Raw genomic sequence first — 22292 nt, forward strand, 5'->3', positions numbered from 1 at the left:
ATTAGGAGTGATCGACCATGCGTAAATATACCGCCCTGTTTTTCTTCATCATGTTTATGATCGGAACCGATACGTTTCTTATCTCGCCAATGCTCCCCACTCTTCAGACGCAATTCGGCGTATCGACGGGAATCGCAGGATGGATGCTTGGCGCCTACACACTAGGCTCTGCCGTATTCGCCTTGATCGCCGGGCCTCTGTCCGACGGCTGGAACAGAAGAACCGTTCTGCTGTGCGGTTTACTCGGATTCTCCGTCTCGACAATTCTTTGCGGCTTTGCGGACAGCTTCTGGACGATGTGTCTATTCCGCCTCCTTGCCGGTATCAGCGCAGCGTTCACGGCCCCCCAAGTATGGGCTTCCATCCCAGCAGTCATACCAGCGTCCAGCATATCGAAGACGATGGGCATCGCCTTTGCTGGACTTGCCGCTGCCCAGGCGCTGGGAGTGCCAATCGGAAGCTGGCTCGCGACCGCCCATTGGTCGGTTCCGTTCTGGACAATCGGAATCGCTTCGTTGCTGTTAGCTGCCGTCGCCTTTTACTTGCTGCCCGATATAAAACCTAATGCGCGCAAGGAAGATCGGAAGTCGATTCTCGGCCGGTATGTCCCGCTGATCACGAGCGGCAAGGCAAGGAGCGGCTTCTTTGCCTACCTTCTCCTTCACTTAGGGAGCGGTACCTCATTTGCGTTCGCCGGCAAGTGGATGTTCGATCGCTTCGGTCTTCCGATCGGACAAATCGGCACTGTGATGATGTTCCTCGGATTCGGTATATTGCTGGGAAGCACGATAAGCGCTTATGCGGCTCGGAAGCTAGGCCATGCGAGCGCGGTCGCGGCTGGAATGGTGCTGCTCACGGCTCTATACGCGATTATGCCTCATCTGCCGAGCCTCACAGCCGTGACGATCGCTTATCTGATCATTTTCGCGACGCTCGGGATTATATTCCCGATTGTCATGGGGGCGCTCACCTCGCTGAACGCCTCCATCCGGGGAACGATCTCCAGCCTGGCCAACTCGACGATGAACGGCGCTAACACACTTGGCGCATGGTTTGCCGGCCTGCTTTATGTCCAGTTCGGCGGATATTCGTCGATCGGCATTTTCTCGGCGGTCTGCTTGGCGCTCTCGCTCGGGACTTTCCTATTCGGCGGCGTCCTTGGGAGGAAATCGGAGCGAATAAGCCCGGAATCGGCATCCGCTTAATAACGCATTGCGCGAACTGCCGCCATTTAACATTACACTTACTCCCGAGGTTATGTTTTAATAAATGTAGCCAATATAAATCCAGAGTAAAGGAGATCTGACCAATGGAAATCTCTTCTTTCTTGTTTCCCAAAGCCAAAGTTGCTTATATCACCACCTCCATGTCTATGCAGGAAGCTATGGAACATCTGGAACATCACCAATACTCGGCAATCCCCATTATTGACAGTGAAGGGAAATATGTAGGGACCCTATCGGAAGGCGATCTGTTGTGGAAGCTGAAAAATACACCCGGCCTTAATTTTGACAATATGAATCAAGTCCCCGTAACCGAATTCAAAAAACGCATCCGTAACGAATGCGTTTCGATTAATGCGCAGATGGATGACATGCTGGCACTGGCCGCCGATCAAAATTTCGTACCTGTCGTAAACGATGATCTTGTTTTCATCGGAATTATTCGCCGTAAAGATATTATTGAATATTACACTAGAAATATAACCGATTAACAGCGCTGCTTTATATCTTTTGATAATGCAATCCAACAACGCCATTTTTATATATTTTGCTGTTATTCAATTGCAGCGAGAACTTTGTTCCAACATCGGTAAACAGCTTTTCGCCTTGACCAGCGACTACGGGATGAACGAATAACCAAAGTTCATCAAAAAGAGAGTTTTGTAAAAATAACTGCCAAGTTTTCACTCCGCTCTCAACGGAGATGTTTTTTCCTTCACTATTCTTGAGATTTTCAATTTCTCGGACAAAAGAATCGCTATCATCCATTAACAGCTGCTGCGAATTATTCCAAACCAGATTATTAATTTTCGAACGAGAAATAACAACTTTTTTCATTGCGTTTATTCTTTGGGCAACAGAGCGTTCGAGCGCGGAATTCGATGACTTTTCCGCGCTTTGCCAATACTCAGCCATGGAAAGGTAGGTATTGCCTCCTACCACAATCGTATCGACACTATTGTAAGATTCAAGCGCATCTTCTACAATTTCATCGCTTAATGTCATCCATTGATCCACATCCGAAACAACGCCATCAAGTGATATTTGCATGTACAAAATGACTTTTCTCATTATCAAGCTCCTTCCTTTTCTCGGAAACAATTCAATTCTATCAAACAAAATTGCACATTACGACGTTGCAGCAAAATTCCGGTTCTCACGTTCACTGCCGAATTTGAATACAAGAATACCACCCACTATGACCAATACGCCTATTAATTGGTTGTAGGTAAAGGGGATCTTGTCCAGACCAAACCAGCCAAGCGAGTCCCATAATAAAGCAAAGCCGAGCTGCGATGTCAGAACGATTGAGACTGCATATGTTGGTCCAAGCAGCCTGACCCCTTGTACCAAGCAAATGACTACCCCTACTCCAATCAAACCGCTGAATGAATACCAAGGCTGCATATTATGCAAGGGTAACATTCGTTTGCCTTCAAAGATGAGTCCGAAAGTCAATGATGCTGCGAATCCCATACCCAATACCAAGGCGGTTGTTGCCCATGATCCCATGCGTTCATTCACCTTGCGATTGAATATATTTTGCAAGCCGACCAGTGAGCCAGAGATAAGCGCCAATAATAGTCCCGCAATCATAAACCTTCTCCCTTATTTGCCGATTTGATTATCATGACCTGCCAAAGCAATTAATCTTTCCCTGTCCGTAACAACGATGAACTCTTTATTGCGTTCAATCAGACCATCTATACAGAACTTATGGATGACCCGATTCAGATGTCTATAGCTGGTTCCGATTAAATTCGCTGCATCCGTCAGACTTGACGTGCTTAGTTGAGAGACAGACAGCAGATAACTCGCCAATCTCACTTCCACCGGATACATCAAATTAAAGCTCAAGGAATTGGATTTAATAAAAAATTTTCGCGTAATGATTTCGAGTAAAAATTGCAACAGAGGGGAATGATCGCTGCCGTATTTCTTCAACCAACGATAATGAACGCCGATCATACAGACAGACGATACCGCTTCAACCGTATTAATGAAGTCGATACCTCGTATATATTCGATTTCCCCAATCACTTCGAGCGGCGTTTTAAAAGAGATAACGAGTGTTCTGCCTTCTGCAGAAGTGTTATAGACTTTGATATTCCCCTTTACGAGCACGTACAGATATTCCGAAAGTCCCCCTTGGGAACTTATGAGTTCCCCTTGGTCAAAGACGTATAGCGACAAATACGGTAAAAGCGGTTCATTAAATATGGATTCCAAGCGGTGAGTATGCAAATAATGGTTCAGTTGCTCACGATCTTGAAATTCTTTCATTACCCGGCTTCACCTCCACCCTTAATCCCTTCATTTTCCGTAATATTCGATTAATCAAAATTTTAATATCAGCACACCCGTAATCATCATTCCGATGCCGATGAACTGCGGAAGTCTCATCTTGCGCTTCGCCAAACCGAACCATCCGTTACTTTCGATTAACAAAGTCAGACAAAGCTGAGCGATCAGCACCGCGGATATCGTAAATGTAACACCGATTTGCTGAATAGCCGTAACATTACCGAAAATAATGACTGCCGCTAAAGCGCCCCCACTCAAATATAAAGGCTTCACTTGTTTATACCCTTGCCAATTTCCATCCCGGACAACAAGCAATATTAGCAAGGCCATAATGAATCCGGTTAATTGCGTAATCGTCGCTGCTTGCCAAGTGCCGATTCCCTGACTTATCCGCGAATTGGCTACCCCTTGCAATGTAATGAAGGCTCCGCCTAAGAAAGCAAATAAAATCCCTTTCATGTTTTCTCCATCCTTTAGTTTGGCTTAATCCCTATTAAAAGATAGGTACTAGCACTTAGGGAAGGACAAATGTCCTCGCAGAAAAAGTCTTGCTACGCGAAAGATCTCTAACAAGATCACATTCAAAGTGAGCCATACTCCGCCAAAAACATAACCGGCAGCCACATCGCTGGCATATTGAACGTTAAAGAATATTCGGCTTATCCCTACAAGAAGACACAAAATGATGACTAAACTAGTCGCCAAAACACGCGTCTTCAAATTTCCATAGTGCCTTACGAGTAAATAAGCCGCAAACCCGCAAACCGTTAACGATAGTAAGGTTTGTTCGCTTGGAAAAGTGAATTCGGCAAGAATACCTGTCGGACCAGCCCGATGAAACAGTAAATGCAGCCCTTCGTTTAACGCTTCGCCACCGACATTAACAATTGCCATAAAAGTCAGTTCAAGCAAACGGTCTTTTCCTTTGAACCATATCCATACACAAGTGAATATAATCAACGGCACAAAAACGTAATCAGTTCCTAGAAAGGCAAATCGATTCATCGGCCCCGACCAATTCGGATCAAAGATTTCATGAACGATATAGAAAGTAACCTCATCGAATTGCGCAAATTCATGGGCTAAAAAATCTTGAATTAACCCTAGCATTAAAGAAAAGAACAGAATGAAACCCGCAAATGCGGTAATTACGATAAATTTCACTCTTCCCATGGACCGATAACGAAGAAATGCTTTTTCCAACGTACTAAGCATTTGAATCTGGATACGGGCCTTATATTTTCGGAATAAATATATGCATAAATAAATAATGGCTGATAATATTCCCAAAATGATCATATACCGATTTATCGTATGATGATACCTCTCCCATTCGGGACCAAGCAACTTGCCAAACGAAATGAAGAGGGTTACCCAAATGAAAGCTCCTGAATAGGCATAGACAGCATATTTTCGATAAGACAGCCGTGTCGTGCCGGAGAAAATACCAGTAAGATGACGTACACCGGGGATAAAATAAGCAATGAGAAGCATTTTGTTGCCGTATCGTTGAAACCAGCGGGAAACACTGTTTAGTCTTTCCGGTCCGAAATGCACTCGTGAACCGTATTTTTCAAAAAACGGATACCCTAGACGGTACCCAATACAGTAGGAAATCGTCATACCCAGGCATGCCCCTGATCCGGCCACAACGATACATAGAAACCAATTCAGATTTCCTTCGAAAACGATCAAACCGGCATATGTCATGATGAATTCTCCAGGAAGAGGCAGAGCGATCAGTTCAAGCATCAGGGCGAGGAAAAGAACCCAATAACCGTATTGTTCCAATAAATTGGTAAAGAACCCCAAACTCGCACCTCCTAATCCGCTATGTGCATCCATCAGTCAACTGGGTAGCTTTTAATGTATTGTTTACCGAATTAGATACCTTACTCAAGAAAAAGCCTGATTTAACAAGCTTCTCTGTAACGGTGGTCCTAGAAACGTCCGCCTGCGGCGGAGCCCTTCGGCGAGATGCGTTCAATTTCCGCAAGATCGTCTTCAGTTAAGGAAATCTGCAGGGCGCCGATATTTTCCTGCACTCTTTCCAGCCTCTTCGTTCCCGGAATTGGGACGATATGGTCGCCCTGCGCCAACAGCCACGCCAGCCCCAATCAAATCAATCCTGTTCGCTTATTAATTCCTTTGTCATAAATACACTATGTGGGTCCTCAATGTAGTCCGAAAATGGCCTACAAAATTGAAACCCCATACTTGCATATAGTCTTTTAGCTGGTTCGAAAGCATCCATTGAGCCCGTTTCCAAACTTAACCTCCGATAGCCGCGTCGCTTGGCTTCTTCTATTATGTGTTCAAGAAGTCGCTTAGCAACACCCTTTCTTAGATATGATGAAGAAGTCCGCATTGATTTTATCTCTCCATGTTGACCATCAAGCTCTTTAAGTGCCCCGCAACCAACTAATTCATCTCGTTCCCATACACTCCAGAATGTAATTTCTGGTTTTTTCAACCCCTCAAGATTCAGGGCATGTATACTTTCTGGCGGAGAATGTAGTGCCATACTCCGAAGATGTTCCCCCAATAATTCAGCCACTACAGATCCTGTTAAATCATCTATTTTAATGTCCAAAATAATCACTCCGCAGTCTCTATTTTATTAATCATTAGTATACGTTTATTATACCTTTTTCAATATCCTGATTAAAACACAAATGACCCACAAATGGTCACTTTTCCAAAGTAACCTTCTTGTGAGTCTCTCATTCCACAAAAAGGTCGATTTCCTTCACGTTTATAGCGCCAAACCCAAAAGACGGTTTGCTTCCAGTTTAAACTGGGCAAAACCGTCTTTGTCTTCTTATTATCAACGGATTGTCAAGGGTTTTCAATTTCAAAGTCAAAAAACATTTCCTAGGGTCCCTCGATTATACCATGGTGAGTTGTCTAGAAAAGCTCTACTGATAAGTATAAAAACCAACAGGATAAAAATAACGAGTACGAGAAGAGCAACAATAGAGATACGCATAAAGTTCACCGCCTTAGCACAACCCCGGCTAGCCGTGTGGCTGGGCGGGGTTGTATGCATGTACAAGATTCTCCATCTTATTAACGAAGTTGGGGCGGCGGAGTATTACGGGGAAAAGAACTAGACGGGCACACAATAACCTTGGCGAGTGATACTTCTTAGTAAATCCCGGTTCCGGCACGCAAGATGATGACCAACAAAATGAAAAGTACAAGTGCAAAAGCAGCTGCTTGCATACCGCCATAACCTGCACAAGAGCCAGCACCTACACCACCAACTGGATAACCCATGGAATCACCACCAAATTTTTATTGTGACTGTTTATCACCCTTCTAGATTATGTATGGTTAATCATATTGTCAGTACGTTCGCACAGATCCATCATAAATACGCATATGCACATATTGTGCTTTCTGATGGGTACTTGCCAAGATTTGTTTACGCTAGGTATTTACACTGTCCCATATAGTCATCCATACATAAGCTAACCGTGTGATGAATTGATCACAAATAAACAATTCGGTGGTGAATTCTTTGAGCGGAGTTGTTGGCGGATATGGCTGCGGAAGTTGCGCCGGATACGGCGGCATGCAAGCTGCTGCATTTGTACTAGTTCTCTTCATACTCTTGGTAATAATCCTAAGAGCTGGCTATTAATTAAATAGAGTTTGACCCGCGATGCAATAAGCATCACGGTTTTTTTTAGGTAATAAAGATCTCTTCTCTTCAATTTGATGAATGCCTCGGTAGTTGTTTTTGCACGTAAAAACCACCATGCCCGAGAGCATGGTGGCCCTACGATTATTAGTAAATCCCTGTTCCGGCGCGTAAGATGATAACCAACAGAATGAAAAGTACAAGTACAAAAGCAGCTGCTTGCATACCGCCATAACCTGCACACGATCCACCGTAACCCATCGCAATCACCACCTGATTCCTTAATCTGTGATTGTTTATCACCCTGTTAAAATATGCTGAGATACTTATCCTGTCAGTGCATTCGCACAGAAGCAATAAATTTCCGCACGGATCAGAAATTTAAACAAAGGGGTGCGGATAAGGATTTAATTGCTGCGGCGTCAACAAGTTCTTCGTGTAACCGAGTTTTACCGGTACCTTTAACACTCTCTCTAATCCCGTCAAACGGAGAAGGTGATGTCCGAAAGACATGGGCAACATCCCCGGGATCAGAACTTTTACGCAATATAGACCGTTTCGTAAAGTTTCAGGCGCTGTCTGGTTTATCACAATAACGTCAAGACTCAATCGGCGAAATTGTTGAAGGATATCTTGCAACTCATCCGTCAGATCATCGTGAAGAACCCTTGGTCTAAACTCCTCCTCGAATGTTCTGAGCGGACGATTCTGATCCAATAGAAAATGTAGTCGGTTCTCCGCTTCAGGCAAGCTGTACAACAAGGAGTGATCCTCCATCCGTCTTATCAGATAAGGATCATCCAACATTCGGCGGTATTCATCCCTGTTCTCCTTCAACATTTCGCCAAGGAATATCATATTGCCCGCCACTTCTAGAATCGCGCTCTTCGCGGCCGCTACCGGATCCAGGTGAGCTCCTCCAGCACAAATGAGATTCGCTCCTGTTGTCCCCTTGTTTTTGGCTATCGCCAAAATGCTTGGAATACCATTCTCCATCGTCGTGTTAAACAGATATAAATCATACCCTGCTATAGCCTGCAAACGGTCTATCATGAGCTGCAATTGTTTGTCGTTGGAGGAATAAGGATCAAGTTGGGGGACGGAAAGCTGAGCATACCAGGTCAATAGGAACGAATCGCGCTCGACCACTTCCATGATGCCGTAGAAAATCGCTTCCTCCAAACTCCCCCCCAATGCGCATCCGTTCGAGCCTTCCATGACAAAGCCGTCACCGAATCCTGTGCTATAATAAGCGAGCTGCTCAGGCACCAGAATAGGACTCTCTTGCATAAATGAATATCCCCATACCCAGTTCATCGAAAGGTTAGGATCAAAGGGTTTGAACGGGAAGTCAGCTAGCGCATACTGATCTGCCGAATACACTCCCGCCTCCACAGGGTTGAGTGCTCGGTCAGACAAGTTACGGAAAGAATCATGAACGACGGTTCTTTTGCCGCGCGGAGAGATTCCGCAATAACGCTCCAAGCCTTCCAGAATGGCAGTTTGTTCACTTTGTGCATACGAATGAGAGCGGCCTGCCGAAGATTCACTCCCCAACACCGATGGCAAATTCACACTTACATTGGAAAATGGCGATAACAAATCCGATCGTTTTTTGTTAAATAAACCCGTTCGTTCGTCCAAATAGTCTTTGACCAATAATTTCCCAATGTCATCCAACGGCTTGCAACGATAAGTTTCTTTATTGATTTTAGGGCTTGGCTGCAACGAAATTGTCGCATTTTCCGGGATATCGATGGGCGCGTCTCCGCAAATTGGGCACAAAGGGTCTGGCAAAAACGCGTGAAGCGAACTCTTCAACGTTTTTAAATCGACGAAATACACCCTCCCTTCCGTCTGAGCGGGTTTGCCTTGAATCATTTTCTGCGCTTCCGCAGCGATTAAGCAGCTAGTCTGTACAACCCCGAACCACGAGGTTGAATCATCACGCGGAATTGCACCGTGCAACACTAGATTCATTTGCAATTCAAGACTATTCTCGCGGTCATTTCCCGCCGTAAAAATCCTTACATCCGCACATTGGGAACAGCCCGGCTTCCCCGGTTGAACGAACGGTCCGACCACGCCCTCGTCATGTAATATAAAGCCTCTCAACCAAGGAATACCAGCTTGCTGCAGCACTTTTTCAGCCATTTCATAATCGGATGGCCGCCATTCATCGTTTAGCACCAAGATCAATTTCGCCGAGTCTGGGACACTATGCATGAAATCAATCTGTCGATGGACTTTGTACTGTTCGGATAACAGATTACTGACATGGTGCGCTAACAGTCCTTTGCCGACAATCGCAACGACATCATTCACCTGGATGCTTCCTCCTTTCCAAGCATGACGCAAAACAACCCTCCGAGATGTTCATTCAATAAGGGCTCTGCCATCATTTCTAAGACAATTAGTCGCGTTTGGTTACGTTTCAAAACCGGCAAGGCATATTGTATCCACTCCGCATGTGCCGTATCTTCGACTGCTTTAATTTCTAGGTTTGTCAAAATGGCTTCTTCCGGATCTAGGCTTGGAATCTCTACGCCTTGCAACGTGACGATTGCTGTTCGATTTTGTGCCTTCAGAAGTGCCTGTTCAAGCGTTATTCTAAGCGCTAATGTCCTATTCAAGCCCACACAGCCGTACCAACAATCGCCATTACCGATCCATACGACGGGAAAGCCGAGTACATCATCCCCCAATCCGATCGTCGGTGTGCCTTGCATGGTGGTCAATGCTTGTAAATAATAGCGGCAGCGCGTATCCTCGACATGACTAATCTGTACACCTTGGACCGTAGGCTTCCGGTAAGCAGTTTGCTTTCTTAATTGTTGCGTTAAACACTTCTGCAACCCGCGATATACGGCTTCCTCGACCGTTTCCCCCGCTCCAATTTCGTGGAATTGGGTACCTAATAAATGACTTATTCTTGTTAAGTAGGCTTCTATTCCGGCTAACCCGGCTTCCTTACGAGCCTCAATATGCGTCAGGCCCGCACGTATAATAACCGGAAGCAATTCAGCAGGCCCTTCCGATAGCGGGTCAACCGCCTGGACTCGGCATTGTGCAAGCGGAAGCTGTTTCAGGTCCCCCTCATCCCAAAGATGTAAAATCCCTGATTGCGGCGATGTTAACCGATTAATAAACGACAGGAATTTGTTTGGATCACTATTGCTGCCCCTGCCGCTTACGAGCAGTTGATCTAAATTTTGAACCTGTTCCGTTGTGATTCCTTTGGTTATGAGCGGATGGGGCAAGAACGAATGATAGCTTCCCTCGAGCGTGTGTAAATCCAGCATAAAAAATTTATTTTCCAATTCCGGCTTCGCTGCTCGCGTAATCGTTCTAAACATGTCAAATACGATGATATTGGCAAGCATTGGTGCTGCTGCTGAACGAAATATAGGAATCATTGGATCATTACGAATAGCGGAATGATGCACACGCCTCCACGCAGATTCCCAACACCCCTCAGAATCCGGACTCACCAACGGTCCTGCAAAGCCTGTTTGCCCATGGCACATGGCGATGAGGAGTGATTTCTTTTCTGCTATACAGGCCGTATGAATAGCTTGGATTTCTTCTAACTTCGTCTGCTTACTCATATACAAAATCCAATCAAACGGCTGGATCCCCTCTTTCCAAGCACTTACAGTCCTTTCGGACATAACCGAATGTTGTAATTCAGCTTTTGGGTCAGCATTCTTTGCATTTTCGGCCAGACTTAATAACAAACGCCTATCGGTCGGTTCTGAGTCTGTAATAATCACATGGACTTTCGACAATCCGGATTCGAACAATGCCGCAACTAACGAGACCAAAAAAGAACCTGCTCCGACAGCTAATACTTTGCTTTCTTTGTAGGACTGAAAGAGTGAAACCCCTAACTTCCCACAACTGTCCAAAAACTTAATTTGTAAATCGTATCTTTCGACAATATTATCCGGTACGTTGGCCATAAGAATTTCATTTCCTCCCCCAATGGAAAATAGACGATAGCCCGCTTATCGAAATAAGGTATGGCTTTGCCCGTTAATTGGTGTATTTACTTCTCTATATGATGGGGATTTGATGGTTAAACGTACAAGCAGCACGTAATCTCCAGAATAAGTTGTAGAACAATTATAGGAAAGGAGACCTCCATGAACAGATATCATAAAGGGATAAGTGATCAGGCAAGGCAGATGATAGGTTATCCTGTTTGCGTGGTGTTAAAAAACGGGAGCTTCTATGTCGGATGTATAACGGGCATCGAGAAGGGACAATTGATTCTCTCCGGGAAAAAGGGGCACGGAAGATTAAGGAGCTCTTCCATACTCCGAGCGAAAAAAGCAAAAATATCCGGATTATTTCCGGCTCTCGGCTTGCCGGGCAACAATGTCGGGGGGATGGGCCCCTCCCTTTTCTCTCCCGCTGGAGCCCCAGTTCCGAATGGCGGCGGCGCAGGTATTCTGGGAGGACTAGGCGGTTTAGGCGGTTTAGGCGGAATTATGGGCTTTGTAACAAAAGCATGGCCGGCGGTCCGTATGGGCATGGGAATGGTTAAGACAATAATGCCTTTATTTGGTGGATTAAAAGGTTAGAACCGATTAGTCGATAAAATAGCTCACCCCCACGAAAAGAACCTTTCCATATGTATCGGAAAGGTTCTTTTCCTTACCCTTGATTTTACTAGGAGAAATTCAGAAATGAAACCGGAAGTCCAATTCCGAGCACCCATACCATAGGAATCAAATTGACGATAATGGCAGCGCGCTTGCGATGCTTGCGAAGTTTCCAAGCAAAGATGGAACAGAGGATGACCGCAATCGGATACACACCTATTCCGACAACAAGTGCTACGGCATACCAACTGAATCCTTGATCGAAGCCCATAAACGAGATTCCCCAAATGAATACCCATGGAATCACGCAAAGCAAATAAATAACTTGACTGATTACTAGAAACTTTTTCATCTTGAATTCCCCCTGTGTTCTCCGTTCGGTTATGCGCTGTGAGTACATCTGAACTATATTTTACAGTAACAATATGCATACAGACTGAAAAGATAGCGCTTCATGTAAGGTTTGTGCATAAAAAACGACTTTTCCATAGTCGGAAAAGCCGCACATCGTGCAAGCGTTACAGCACACCTAATACAGTAACCCTTATTAAGTCGACGGAATACCGGCTCTTTCCGCATTTGCAACCGCTAAGCATTTCATAATAATCTCGTACACGACCGCACTCTTCAGAGGTTTGCTGATATATTCATTCATGCCTGCTTCCATGTACCTCTCCTTGTCGCCGATCAACGCATTGGCCGTTACGGCTACGATATAGGGACGTTCATCCGGAGCGGTCAACTGGATAATCCGCTTCGTAGCTTCCAAGCCGTTCATGATCGGCATCTGAATATCCATGAAGACGATATCGTAACGACTTCGAATGATCGCCTCAAGTGCTTCTTCTCCATTCCTGACCGCGGTTGGCCGGTAACCCAACTTCTCGATCATGCGGATCAGTACCTTCTGATTGACTTCGTTGTCTTCCGCGACGAGAATGCTCAAAGCTCCCGAACAGGGTTCCACCAATGGATACGTCGAGTCCAACGACAGGAGTTCGTTCGGATTTTGCACCCGTAGAAGTACGTTGAATTCGAAAGTAGAGCCCGTGCCTATGGTGGGTACAAACCGAATTTCTCCATCCATGAGCGTAACAAGCTTCTTGGTGATCGCGAGACCCAACCCCGTCCCTTCCGCCTGGCGAACCATGAAATGATCGACCTGATAGAAAGGTTCAAACAAATGTACGACTTTGTCTTTCGGAACGCCGATTCCCGTATCCTTGATCGTGAATTGGATACGGATTTTGTCCCCCTCTACTCCCGCACGGTCAACGGAGATGGAAATGCTTCCGGCTTGGGTGAATTTGATGGCATTGCTTATTAAATTGATGAGAATTTGTTTTAATTTAACCGAATCCCCTATCAATGATTGCGGGACTCCCGGAGTCATGGAAACGTTAATATCCAAGTTTTTCTTCAAGGCTTTCGGCATAAGCGTGTCCAATGTATCGGCGATCGCGTGGCCGATTTCAAACGGTTCATCCAAGAGATCGGTATTCCCCGATTCCACCTTGGAGAAGTCCAGGATATCGTTAATAATGGCGAGCAATGTATCTCCGCTTTTCTTGATAATGGACACGAATTCCTGCTGTTCCGCATCCAAGCTCGTATCCCTAAGCAAGTCCGTCATGCCGATTACGCCGTTCATCGGGGTGCGAATTTCGTGACTCATCATGGCCAGGAATTCGCTCTTCACTTCGTTGGCTTTCTCCGCCGCTTCTTTATCGATGAGCAGCTTTTTCTGCTCGGTAATGTCTTTGGCCAAGAGATAGAAACCGATGTTCCTTTTGTTGACGATAATGGGAGCAATTGTTACGAGAACTTCCACGCTATTGCCGTCGTTGTGGAAAATATGGTCGATCGTGCTCTCGATTTCCAAGTACTGCTCGTTATCCGCCAGTATTCGCTCCATGTTGTGCTCTCCGATAACGTTGGCGATGCTCGTGCCGATCATATCCGCGACCCTTCGCCCCAACAGTCGCTCAGCCATGGCATTCGCGTTCATGATAAATCCTGAGAGATCGAAAGAAATGATAGCGTCATGGTTGTATTTTTTGAGAGAAGTATAACGTTCCACCGTTTCCTGAAGCCTCTGTTCCGCCATCTTGTTTTCCGTTATATCGATAATCTGTATGATAAAATACAAGGGATTTCCGTTCTTGTCATCCCTAACGAGCGAACGATGGGATGAAGTCCAGATGATGCTGCCTTCCTTATGTATATACCGTTTTTCCATGACAAAATGGGATGATGAACCATTCAACAAACGATCGTACTCTTCATCGTTGCTCTTATAATCATCGGGATGCGTGATCTCTTTTTCGATGAGCTTCGTCATTTCTTCTTGTTCATAGCCCAAAATACGGCAAACAGCCGGATTTACGCTTATCAGCTTGCGCTCTAATGAATAAAGAGCGATACCGATAGGCGTACAATTGAATATGTGTTCGAACAACGCTTGCGTATTAAATTGCGCATCCTTCATATCCCCAATACCCCTCCTTTACCGATATGTTGACATTATACAATATCCTGCTTATTCGCCACTCTTCTATTTATTAACCACTTCTTCTCTTTTATCTTCACCCTTCGCACCGATGCGTTCCAACTTAGTCAACGGGGCGGGGACGGACGGTTCGGCATGACGGACAAAGCCCGCTCAAATTGAGCGGGCTCTTGTCATCGTTCTCAGGACCTGAATTTCGAGAATGCCGATTAAGAGCGGCTTGTCTGCAATTCTAATCTTTTAGCTTTTTCTTTTATATACTCGGCAGTACGAACGAAATCCATCTCCCTCCATGATTGGAGCAGCTTAAGGTGAAGTCTACCACAAACATCAGTAACAGCAACACCACGTGAACCAATTGCATATGTATAACCGAAAATAACATTGTGGCGCACATAAAAAAGCAGCCCGCTTTAGGCTGCGTTATCAAAAAATGAGTCAATGTTAGCAAGATTTCTTTTTCCTTATTTCTTCCGAGAGAGCTTCTGCACAGTCTTTTTCGTGATCAAAGGAGCGGTCTTCTGAGCAATCCTTTGGCGTGCTCTGAAGGCACCCGTAGGCCTTTGAGTGAACCGCATGGATGCGGTTCTTCTGCAATCTTCGAAGCCGCCGCCGAATACTCTGCAGCGGAAAGTTACGGTCACGGTCAAATCCAATGTTCCTGTTCCGCTGACGACCAGTGTGTTATTCCCGATTTTTCGGGTATCCCCTACTACTTGAAGATTGCCGGAAAGCGGTACGGCCGTCCAATCATAAATAATATCGCTGTCAAATCCTCTGCATAACCCGCTGCACCTTAGATCGGCATCCGCCCGATATACGGCGCTCACCCCTGCTAAGGTTTGCGTGATTCTTCGAATGTTCGAATCGCTGCATGAACATAATAATCCGACTCTTCTCCTTTTTTTACATCTGCATCGCTTGCGGCAGCTGCATACCATACTTGTCCACCATACCTTTCCTTGGTTTTCTTTAATTTATTCCAAGGAACGCAATCCGGTATGGGGTATTGGACAAGCGAAACAGCCTTATTTTGCAGCTGCTGTAACGTAGGAAAACCAACGATGCAAGATGCGGAGGACAATATATAAGAAAAACCGGAGACTTTGCCTCCGGCCCTATACTATTGGCGGATATCCGTAAGTAAAACGGATTCTCCGTCCTATGGCTACGCACCCGTTAAGGCGATTAACGTTTAACGTGGGCGTAAGGAGCCTTATCCGATACGAGATTCAAGATGATTCCGTGCTCAAGAAGCGCCTTTAGCCCGCAGAGAACAATCGTAAATCCTTCCGTTGAATCTATGGCTTGCTTTACGATGTGATCCCCATCTCCCTCGAACCCGGTGTTCGTAATCGTGACGAAAGTTTCGTTCTCGGTCCGAGAAGTAAAAATCCACTCGACCGTGGTACCAAATTCGATAAGGATTCGCCTGTTTTCCTCGATTTCTTTTACATCAACGTCTGCGGAAGCACCGTACATTTCCCATTCCCACTGGACACGTTTTCCCGCTTCTAATCTTCCGCTGCTTTTGGTGAACCAAAATCTTGAAGTAATCGCAGGGTCGATAAATGCCTCAAACACCTCTTTAACCGGCTTTCTAATAAGCATTTCTGCCTTTGCTATCGGTACATGATTCAGGGTTGCCATCTTGATTTCTCCTTTCTTCGCGCTTGGTTCCTTATATCATAACATAGTCGTTTCTTCCTCAACCCTAGAGATAGCGCACACGCTGGGCGCAAATAAAAAGCCCGCGGTTTACGCGGACTTCGTTCAGACTTTTTTTTAATTACCGACATCGGATTGCTCTCCTGTTGTGTACTCTATCCTAAGACTGTGTGGATGAATTTCTCTAATGCTTCAACATCCGTCATGTTCTTATTGCATTCGTGACCATTCAAACACAAATAGTTGCCAAACGCTTTATAGTAATCAGGCGAAGAATTGGCCGACCTTTTTTTGGATACCGCCGAGAAAAGAGCGAGCTCTTCGTATCTGTTGCATAAAAAGCAATAGCTTTTCTTATTGGTAGGAGTATATCTGCCTTCGATGCCGACAAACTGCCCGTTTAAATGATACACGATGAACAATTTATTCGATGCGATATCGATCCAGTTCAGATAGGTAGCATAACGATAGTCGATAGATAATAAATCAGGAATCTTCAGCTTCTTATTCTTGGGGAATAGTTTCTGAATCTGATCCTTGGTTACTCGCGGAAATTTGGCCAAGTACGGCTCAAGCGAACCGAGATATTTGTGAAAATCAGTTGTTGACTCCAGCGCTGAAATAGCTCCCAACAGCTGTTTCTGATCGTCCGTAATGTCCGGGAACATTTCTATTATTTTCGCTTCCGTGCCGGATCTTACCGATTCCACTACTTTCCGGTCGGCAACGGTTCTGAGAGCTTGCAGCAGTATATCTGCCTGTCTCTTAATAAAGTTATAGTGATGGTTTCTAATAAATGGTATAACCATTGTGGTTCAGCCCCTTATTTGTAGTCTTGAAAATAAGGCGCAAAGCCAAGTATTAGAAACGATATCCAATGGGGGCGATAGGGTTAATCATGATCGCGCCTCACGCAAAGTATCGCCTCTATACCAGGCTTTGCATGAGTCATGCCAGTCCGACAATCTCTGATTGCCATCCCTATCACCTCCCTCTCCTAAGATGTGAATAGTATAAAAGAAATTCTCCGCATATTCAAATTCTTTATACACCGATGATCCTTATGATATCGCCCCTTGAAATACAACCTTCCCGTTCTATGGAACAAACGATACCTCTCATTTTTTTGGCTGCAGGCACAAATTTATGACTAAGTCCGGATTGATTACAGATCGTTTCGATCACCCTCCCAGGTCCTATGCAAGGCAAGTTCTCGCCTTCGCAAATTAATCCTGTTCCATCCGGGAAAATCAATCGAGTTCCTTGCGGAAGTTCGGTTAACTTTTCCAACCCACTGATCATGATATTGGCTCCTAACCATTCCGGTTTAATCTCGGGAATACCCAGATGAATAGCGATAAGTTCACATTCTTCCTGCGAGACGATGCTGATTTGACGCCTGTTCGCAATCAACGCGCCGCGAGGATAAATTTTTTGCCGGGAATCCGCAGGGCGGAGCAAACCAAAATGTCGGTCGCCCGGAATACCGCCAATCTCGACACGAATGTCAGCCACCATGCGAGTAACGAAGGTGGCAGGGTCATCGGCCAACATGACGCATTGAACAGTGGCGCGACACTCGCTCATGATGGTTTCTCCTCCTTATCGTGCGACGATTGCAAAGCTTTACTTATGACTGTAAAAGCGCTTTTTAAAGATCGCATTTCATCATCGGACAAGGGTTCAGCAAAATATTGCTTGATCCCTCTCGCATAAACAGGCCATGCTTTACGCAATTGCAACTCTCCTTCATGCGTAAGAACAGCATATGCACCCCGTCGGTCTTCTTGGCTTTTTTCTCTTTGAATTAATCCTTCGCGTTCTAGCCGGTCAACCAATCGTGTTAACCCGCTTTTGCTCAGGACCACCTTCTGATTCAATTCTCCAAAGCGCAGCTTGCGATCCGGCGCCTCGAATAACGCGATTAAAACGTCATACGTGGTTAGCGGGACCCGTTTCTGATCCGCTAAATCCTGCTCGATACTTTCAATAATTGTGGCATGAGTTTTAATAAATAATCGCCAAGCGGATAGTTCCAATTCCGTTACTCTTCCCATGGTCCCATCCTCCTTCCGTACTTTCAATATAAATGACTTTTGTTGCGTAATCAACAAAATAATTGTTGACTGCGCAACTTAATGGTGATATTTTAGTTGTGCGATCAACAGTTGATTTAGCAACAAAATATCCCGAATAGGGAATGTCTCGGAAGGAGGTGATTTGAGAAATGTCTAAAGTAATTATTACGAAATATGATCAAGGCCCTTATGTTATCCAAGGAGATTTTGAACTGATTGACGGGAAAGGCGCCGTATTTCAAACCGGAGATACGATCGCTATTTGCCGCTGCGGTCAGTCCAAGACTCAGCCTTTCTGTGACAGCACTCATAAAGCGTGTGGATTTACAGATGCATCTACAGCAAGATAACCGTTGATTAAAGCCGCTTGCAATATAAAACGAGCAGCCCCATGAGTAGGAGCTGCTCATTATTTACTCGTTGCATTTCTTGTTGAATAACGCTTATATAATAAACCAACGAGGAATATAAAAGACCCGTAAATACCTATAATTATTAATGTCTCTCTCCATTGAAATGATCCAAATATTTGATCTCCAAGCAAAGTAGCCGCTGCTATGAATGGTATTTTCCCAATAATCGTTGCCACAACATAAGGAATGACGTTCATGCGGGTAAGGGCTGCAAAAATGTTAATGGCTTGCGAAGGAATGACGGGCAACATCCGAGCAAATAAGACGGCAATGAAAGGGCTGCGTTCTGTTATAGCCGTTATTCGGGAAAGGCCTTTCATATCAGCGGCTCTTTTCCTTTGTTTAGGGCTGAAAGCGTACCGAACCAATAGGAACAACGCAATCGCAGCTACGCAAGATAGACTTAGATTAATCAGGCTGCCGGTGATCGCTCCATATTTGGCACCGAGCAAAGCAGCAATTAAACCGTAAGGGATTGCAGGAACGAGTGCGACAATAAATGCAAACATGAATAATAATAAATCAGCTTTCCATGAAGATTCAACTTGAAGCCAATCTAATAAGGACTGCCGATTTAGGAGTATTAATCCGGCGACTATAAGGTAAATGGCTAGAAGCATCCACTTTTTCATAAGCTTTCCTTCGTTCTGTCCCCCTTGTTTCTTTGCAGAAACTGACCACGGACGAATACAATGATTAACGATAAGCAAAAGGCAATATACATTTCAATTAATAGCTTACTATCCTGCTTAGGCATTATTATTGATGAGCTTATAATCCCGTACAACCAAATTTGGGACAGGTTGCCTACGACGGATGAAATAAAATAAGCAAACGGTTTAATACTGGATACTGAGGCCATTAGAGAAACGACGTTATTCGGGATAGGCAAAGTACGCAACAAGATAAGCGTCCATATTCCGTAAAGCTCGAAGTACTTCTGCCATTTCTCATAGCGGCTTTCTTTTCTTTTAATCTTGCGGTTAAACCAATCGGAGAAAAAAGATCGACCGCAATAAAAGACGATATTAGCTACAATAATGCCGGAAATCCAGCTAGTAAGCAGTCCGTTCACGATTCCCATAGCGGAAATATTGAGCACAATAAGAATAGTAAAAGGAAAAATGCCGAGGATTCCTTGAACGATTGCGAGCGGAAAGGTAATGATGAGCACATAGAATCCCGTCAGGGAGGAGCGGGCAAGCAACGCTTCAATCCACTCGCTTAACATTGCAACTATCACCTCTAATAAGCAACTACTTCAACAATAACATATATGCAGCGTTGCAAGAATTAAAGGATCATAAAATTTGCGAATTAATAAGACACGTTCCCACTCCGGTACGCCACCGCGTACACCGCAAACATCCCGAACAGTACCGTTGTTTCTTTCCACCCTGCAAAAGTCGGAATTCCCGCCCACCAAGCGGATGCTAAAGTCAAAGCGGTGGCTGGCAGCATGTAGAGACAAATCCGTATCAGACGACCGCTTACGGTCACGTTCATAATCGCCCATTCTCTTGCACCAATTATGAACAACGGGAGTCCAATAGCAAACCCTGCGCCCAATAGCCAGGTGACAAACGTATTCACGCGGTTTTGCAATATCTCATCCGACGAAGCGACATATCCCATTTGCCCTAGCCGATTTTGCCAGAATTCCAACATTTTATCCCGATAAAACGTCCAATCGATCAGTTCGCCCGGAATCGAGTCGGCCGGAATATAAAAGGGATAGCGGATCAACAGCCACATTAACAAGATCCCCGCTGCCGCCAATACAGCTCCCGCAAGATGCATCATCAACGTCCGGCTTATTGTTGTCCAGATGTCGGCCACCTCCATCAACTCCCGGTCTTGCCGAAGCAACCGGTAAGCGGCTTTTAATTTCGACGCCATGATCCGAATAAACAACCAAATAACGATGAGGCCGCACATAAACAGCAATAAAGCCGGTTTTTGCGCCACCCATTTATAAGATTGGACATAGTTCGTGATAACGAACGCCGATGCCTGCTTGCCGACCGCCGTTAATGCACTGCCCGCCTCCATTTCGCCGGAAACCGCCGCAGAGCTTTTCGCCTGGAAATTCACGGTCTGGATTTTTACTGTCGGCTGCAATTCAATCATGGTGGTGACGGGAATGAGGAGATCCGGAACTCCATCGTCCGTCATCCAACCGACCAAAGAATCCCGCTCTGTGAACACGCCGACGATGTGAAAATCGGTGTTCATCATCCGGAAGTGAAGCCCGACGACATCCTGCGAATGAAACAGTTGATCCGCCATGTCGGAGCTGAGCACCGCCACCCTGGCATGATCCCGGATCGCGCCCGCAGAAACGGTGACGCCTTTTCGCAGCCACAAGTGCGTAAACTGGTCGTAACTGCCGCCGATACCGATAAAATCCCCTGAAACGGACCGACTTTCCGTCGTGATGTTGCCCGGCACTCTTGCCGAATAGGCGATCGGAACTCCCCATACATCGGACAAGCGCTCGGCTTCGTCCAAAGACAGCCCCGACGAACCGGTTGGGTCAGCCGCCAAGTTAACGGTGGCAGACAGTTTTCCGAGGGAAAACGGTCCGTTCAGCTTCTTCCACTCCGAGACGAACGACTGGGAAAGAACAGTGCTTGCGAACAAGAGCAGCATTCCCGTAAACACCATATAAGATGAAAAACGCGTTCTACTCATGATATTTGCATCCTTTCCCTTCCCGAAGCTTCAGTCGGCAAGCCTGACCCGGTCTCCATCTGCGACCGGCGAACTGCTGGAAACGATGACCTTATCCATCCTGTTCTCTATCCCGCTCTTAATTTCCGTGTTCGTTTCGTCAGCATCACCTGTAATGACTTTAACCTGCTGCGCGTAATATTCGTCTCCGAGCACGCCCTGCCTTTTCTTGAGCAACAGCACATAATTCCCGTCCGAGTTCTCTCGGACTGCGCCGTTAGAAATGAGCGTCTGAACGGGTTTCGTCTGTTTGTTGATAAAGAATTCGGCATATTCCCCGCCTTTCAACCGGTTGTCCTCTAGATCGATCAATATCTCTTTGGAATCTGTCTGGGTCTGCTGCCCGGATTGGCCGTCTTGTCCGTCGGCTAACGGACTGCGAATTTCAGAAATCTTTCCTGTGGTCGGTGCTTGATCGATGGAACTGACCGTAACGGCGGTTTCGTCTCCTACAATCAAATATTTCGCCTGCTCTTCTGGCAATGTTGCGATAAGCTGCAAAGGCTTGGACGAGTCGGTGACGCTTACAGCCGGAACCGCGCCTTGCAACGGCAAACCTTCCTTTACGTTAACTGAGGTAACGATCCCGGAGACGGCGGCTTTAAGTGAAGTGCCGTTCTCCAACTGCTGCCGCAGCTTATTGATTTTCCGTTGCTGGATTTGCATGTCCAACCTCGCGCTTTCGATATCTCGGCTCAAAGTACGGGTTTGCGTCTCGTCCCCGCTGTGCTGCGCAGTAATATAATCGTCGTGAAGCTTGTCTAGTCCGAGCTGCTGTTGACGATAGCGCGCCTCTTCGTCAGCGAGCGCGTTTTTACCGTCGCCCGTGCTAAAAGTAACAAGCGTATCCCCGGCTTTGACCCGGTCACCAACCTCCACCTTCACCTGATCAACGGGCCATTGCGTTTCGGAATCCGCGTATAAGTCGGACACTTCTGCAGCTGTAATCGTGCCCGAGCCGCTGACATAATGGGACAGCGCACCGGGACCGGGCGCTTCCAAGGTGACTTGAGGAAGTGTGAATTGCAGCAAAGTGGTAGAAAACAACGTCAGTGCGATCATCATGACAATGAAGCTGATCATCACATTGCGGACCGTTCGTTTAGTCATG

The 22292-nt window shown here is 45.8% G+C and carries 25 protein-coding genes; 4 read left to right on the forward strand and 21 right to left on the reverse strand.

Translation table 11 applies throughout. The annotated features are described in order from the left end of the window. The first annotated feature begins 17 nt into the window (after positions 1-17). The gene (locus K7P76_RS25945; RefSeq protein WP_232188978.1) at positions 18-1205 is read left to right on the forward strand and encodes an MFS transporter; all 1188 of its coding nucleotides are present in this window, start codon (positions 18-20) and stop codon (positions 1203-1205) included. 104 nt (positions 1206-1309) lie between these two features. Further along, positions 1310-1714 carry a CBS domain-containing protein gene (locus K7P76_RS25950; protein WP_232188979.1) on the forward strand — a complete coding sequence of 135 codons (405 nt, stop codon included), beginning with the start codon at positions 1310-1312 and terminating at the stop codon, positions 1712-1714. A gap of 10 nt (positions 1715-1724) precedes the next feature. Here the strand turns inward: K7P76_RS25950 and K7P76_RS25955 are convergent, their stop codons facing one another. The 10 genes from K7P76_RS25955 to K7P76_RS26010 all read right to left on the reverse strand — a co-directional run bounded on the left by K7P76_RS25955 (position 1725) and on the right by K7P76_RS26010 (position 11135). After that, on the reverse strand, positions 1725-2294 hold the full coding sequence (locus K7P76_RS25955) for a dihydrofolate reductase family protein (RefSeq protein WP_232188980.1): 570 nt from the start codon (positions 2292-2294) through the stop codon (positions 1725-1727). A gap of 57 nt (positions 2295-2351) precedes the next feature. Beyond that, entirely contained in the window at positions 2352-2819 is a 468-nt protein-coding gene (locus K7P76_RS25960) for a DMT family transporter (protein WP_232188981.1), read from the reverse strand. A gap of 12 nt (positions 2820-2831) precedes the next feature. Further along, a complete protein-coding gene (locus K7P76_RS25965) occupies positions 2832-3506 on the reverse strand; it encodes a Crp/Fnr family transcriptional regulator (RefSeq protein WP_232188982.1) in 675 nt (224 codons plus the stop codon). A gap of 54 nt (positions 3507-3560) precedes the next feature. After that, positions 3561-3986, reverse strand: a complete 426-nt coding sequence (locus K7P76_RS25970) for a DMT family transporter (protein ID WP_232188983.1) — start codon at positions 3984-3986, stop codon at positions 3561-3563. Between the two features lie 48 nt (positions 3987-4034). Next, on the reverse strand, positions 4035-5339 hold the full coding sequence (locus K7P76_RS25975) for a bifunctional DedA family/phosphatase PAP2 family protein (RefSeq protein WP_232188984.1): 1305 nt from the start codon (positions 5337-5339) through the stop codon (positions 4035-4037). 128 nt (positions 5340-5467) lie between these two features. Further along, complete coding sequence (locus K7P76_RS25980; protein ID WP_232188985.1) at positions 5468-5644, reverse strand: aldo/keto reductase; 177 nt, start codon at positions 5642-5644, stop codon at positions 5468-5470. 5 nt (positions 5645-5649) lie between these two features. Next, positions 5650-6120, reverse strand: a complete 471-nt coding sequence (locus tag K7P76_RS25985; RefSeq protein ID WP_232188986.1) for a GNAT family N-acetyltransferase — start codon at positions 6118-6120, stop codon at positions 5650-5652. A 554-nt stretch (positions 6121-6674) separates the two neighbouring features. After that, positions 6675-6806, reverse strand: a complete 132-nt coding sequence (locus K7P76_RS25990; protein WP_232188987.1) for a sporulation protein YjcZ — start codon at positions 6804-6806, stop codon at positions 6675-6677. A 748-nt stretch (positions 6807-7554) separates the two neighbouring features. Then, complete coding sequence (locus K7P76_RS26005; protein WP_232188990.1) at positions 7555-9498, reverse strand: TOMM precursor leader peptide-binding protein; 1944 nt, start codon at positions 9496-9498, stop codon at positions 7555-7557. Beyond that, a complete protein-coding gene (locus tag K7P76_RS26010) occupies positions 9495-11135 on the reverse strand; it encodes a bacteriocin maturation protein (protein ID WP_232188991.1) in 1641 nt (546 codons plus the stop codon). The genes K7P76_RS26005 and K7P76_RS26010 overlap by 4 nt, the downstream gene beginning before the upstream one ends. Before the next feature lie 183 nt (positions 11136-11318). Between K7P76_RS26010 and K7P76_RS26015 the strand changes: the two genes are divergently transcribed. Then, a complete protein-coding gene (locus K7P76_RS26015; RefSeq protein ID WP_232188992.1) occupies positions 11319-11759 on the forward strand; it encodes a hypothetical protein in 441 nt (146 codons plus the stop codon). Positions 11760-11847: 88 nt separating this feature from the next. Here the strand turns inward: K7P76_RS26015 and K7P76_RS26020 are convergent, their stop codons facing one another. From K7P76_RS26020 to K7P76_RS26050, 7 genes are all read right to left on the reverse strand, one after another. Further along, on the reverse strand, positions 11848-12132 hold the full coding sequence (locus K7P76_RS26020) for a hypothetical protein (RefSeq protein WP_232188993.1): 285 nt from the start codon (positions 12130-12132) through the stop codon (positions 11848-11850). A 195-nt stretch (positions 12133-12327) separates the two neighbouring features. After that, positions 12328-14268 (reverse strand): PAS domain S-box protein, encoded by a 1941-nt coding sequence (locus K7P76_RS26025; RefSeq protein WP_232188994.1) that lies wholly within the window; start codon positions 14266-14268, stop codon positions 12328-12330. Between the two features lie 485 nt (positions 14269-14753). After that, on the reverse strand, positions 14754-15119 hold the full coding sequence (locus K7P76_RS26030; protein ID WP_232188995.1) for a hypothetical protein: 366 nt from the start codon (positions 15117-15119) through the stop codon (positions 14754-14756). Positions 15120-15477: 358 nt separating this feature from the next. Continuing rightward, entirely contained in the window at positions 15478-15939 is a 462-nt protein-coding gene (locus K7P76_RS26035) for an SRPBCC family protein (protein WP_232188996.1), read from the reverse strand. A 173-nt stretch (positions 15940-16112) separates the two neighbouring features. Beyond that, positions 16113-16766 (reverse strand): FusB/FusC family EF-G-binding protein, encoded by a 654-nt coding sequence (locus K7P76_RS26040; protein ID WP_232188997.1) that lies wholly within the window; start codon positions 16764-16766, stop codon positions 16113-16115. A gap of 235 nt (positions 16767-17001) precedes the next feature. Then, positions 17002-17544 (reverse strand): MOSC domain-containing protein, encoded by a 543-nt coding sequence (locus tag K7P76_RS26045; RefSeq protein ID WP_232188998.1) that lies wholly within the window; start codon positions 17542-17544, stop codon positions 17002-17004. Next, entirely contained in the window at positions 17541-18014 is a 474-nt protein-coding gene (locus K7P76_RS26050; protein WP_232188999.1) for a MarR family winged helix-turn-helix transcriptional regulator, read from the reverse strand. Before K7P76_RS26050 ends, K7P76_RS26045 begins: the two co-directional genes overlap by 4 nt. A 170-nt stretch (positions 18015-18184) precedes the next feature. Here K7P76_RS26050 and K7P76_RS26055 point away from each other — a divergent pair, with 170 nt between their 5' ends. Then, the gene (locus K7P76_RS26055) at positions 18185-18385 is read left to right on the forward strand and encodes a CDGSH iron-sulfur domain-containing protein (protein WP_232189000.1); all 201 of its coding nucleotides are present in this window, start codon (positions 18185-18187) and stop codon (positions 18383-18385) included. 59 nt (positions 18386-18444) lie between these two features. Here K7P76_RS26055 and K7P76_RS26060 read toward each other — a convergent pair whose 3' ends face one another. The 4 genes from K7P76_RS26060 to K7P76_RS26075 form a co-directional block, all read right to left on the reverse strand. Next, a complete protein-coding gene (locus tag K7P76_RS26060; protein WP_232189001.1) occupies positions 18445-19080 on the reverse strand; it encodes a TVP38/TMEM64 family protein in 636 nt (211 codons plus the stop codon). Then, complete coding sequence (locus K7P76_RS26065; protein WP_232189002.1) at positions 19077-19679, reverse strand: TVP38/TMEM64 family protein; 603 nt, start codon at positions 19677-19679, stop codon at positions 19077-19079. Before K7P76_RS26065 ends, K7P76_RS26060 begins: the two co-directional genes overlap by 4 nt. An 86-nt stretch (positions 19680-19765) precedes the next feature. Continuing rightward, the gene (locus tag K7P76_RS26070; protein WP_232189003.1) at positions 19766-21142 is read right to left on the reverse strand and encodes an ABC transporter permease; all 1377 of its coding nucleotides are present in this window, start codon (positions 21140-21142) and stop codon (positions 19766-19768) included. 30 nt (positions 21143-21172) lie between these two features. Further along, a complete protein-coding gene (locus K7P76_RS26075; protein ID WP_232189004.1) occupies positions 21173-22291 on the reverse strand; it encodes an efflux RND transporter periplasmic adaptor subunit in 1119 nt (372 codons plus the stop codon). Between the last annotated feature and the right edge of the window lies 1 nt (position 22292).

Origin of the sequence: Cohnella silvisoli, from assembly GCF_021190915.1 — a bacterium.
GTDB lineage: Bacteria > Bacillota > Bacilli > Paenibacillales > Paenibacillaceae > Cohnella > Cohnella silvisoli.

Bases quoted from the DNA above. Each gene is read 5' to 3' on its own strand.
- K7P76_RS25945 (WP_232188978.1), top strand. From the start codon at position 18: ATGCGTAAATATACCGCCCTGTTTTTCTTCATCATGTTTATGATCGGA.
- K7P76_RS25950 (WP_232188979.1), top strand. From the start codon at position 1,310: ATGGAAATCTCTTCTTTCTTGTTTCCCAAAGCCAAAGTTGCTTATATC.
- K7P76_RS25955 (WP_232188980.1), bottom strand. From the start codon at position 2,294: ATGAGAAAAGTCATTTTGTACATGCAAATATCACTTGATGGCGTTGTT.
- K7P76_RS25960 (WP_232188981.1), bottom strand. From the start codon at position 2,819: ATGATTGCGGGACTATTATTGGCGCTTATCTCTGGCTCACTGGTCGGC.
- K7P76_RS25965 (WP_232188982.1), bottom strand. From the start codon at position 3,506: ATGAAAGAATTTCAAGATCGTGAGCAACTGAACCATTATTTGCATACT.
- K7P76_RS25970 (WP_232188983.1), bottom strand. From the start codon at position 3,986: ATGAAAGGGATTTTATTTGCTTTCTTAGGCGGAGCCTTCATTACATTG.
- K7P76_RS25990 (WP_232188987.1), bottom strand. From the start codon at position 6,806: ATGGGTTATCCAGTTGGTGGTGTAGGTGCTGGCTCTTGTGCAGGTTAT.
- K7P76_RS26010 (WP_232188991.1), bottom strand. From the start codon at position 11,135: ATGGCCAACGTACCGGATAATATTGTCGAAAGATACGATTTACAAATT.
- K7P76_RS26015 (WP_232188992.1), top strand. From the start codon at position 11,319: ATGAACAGATATCATAAAGGGATAAGTGATCAGGCAAGGCAGATGATA.
- K7P76_RS26020 (WP_232188993.1), bottom strand. From the start codon at position 12,132: ATGAAAAAGTTTCTAGTAATCAGTCAAGTTATTTATTTGCTTTGCGTG.
- K7P76_RS26025 (WP_232188994.1), bottom strand. From the start codon at position 14,268: ATGAAGGATGCGCAATTTAATACGCAAGCGTTGTTCGAACACATATTC.
- K7P76_RS26035 (WP_232188996.1), bottom strand. From the start codon at position 15,939: ATGGCAACCCTGAATCATGTACCGATAGCAAAGGCAGAAATGCTTATT.
- K7P76_RS26040 (WP_232188997.1), bottom strand. From the start codon at position 16,766: ATGGTTATACCATTTATTAGAAACCATCACTATAACTTTATTAAGAGA.
- K7P76_RS26045 (WP_232188998.1), bottom strand. From the start codon at position 17,544: ATGAGCGAGTGTCGCGCCACTGTTCAATGCGTCATGTTGGCCGATGAC.
- K7P76_RS26050 (WP_232188999.1), bottom strand. From the start codon at position 18,014: ATGGGAAGAGTAACGGAATTGGAACTATCCGCTTGGCGATTATTTATT.
- K7P76_RS26055 (WP_232189000.1), top strand. From the start codon at position 18,185: ATGTCTAAAGTAATTATTACGAAATATGATCAAGGCCCTTATGTTATC.
- K7P76_RS26060 (WP_232189001.1), bottom strand. From the start codon at position 19,080: ATGAAAAAGTGGATGCTTCTAGCCATTTACCTTATAGTCGCCGGATTA.
- K7P76_RS26065 (WP_232189002.1), bottom strand. From the start codon at position 19,679: ATGTTAAGCGAGTGGATTGAAGCGTTGCTTGCCCGCTCCTCCCTGACG.
- K7P76_RS26070 (WP_232189003.1), bottom strand. From the start codon at position 21,142: ATGAGTAGAACGCGTTTTTCATCTTATATGGTGTTTACGGGAATGCTG.
- K7P76_RS26075 (WP_232189004.1), bottom strand. From the start codon at position 22,291: ATGACTAAACGAACGGTCCGCAATGTGATGATCAGCTTCATTGTCATG.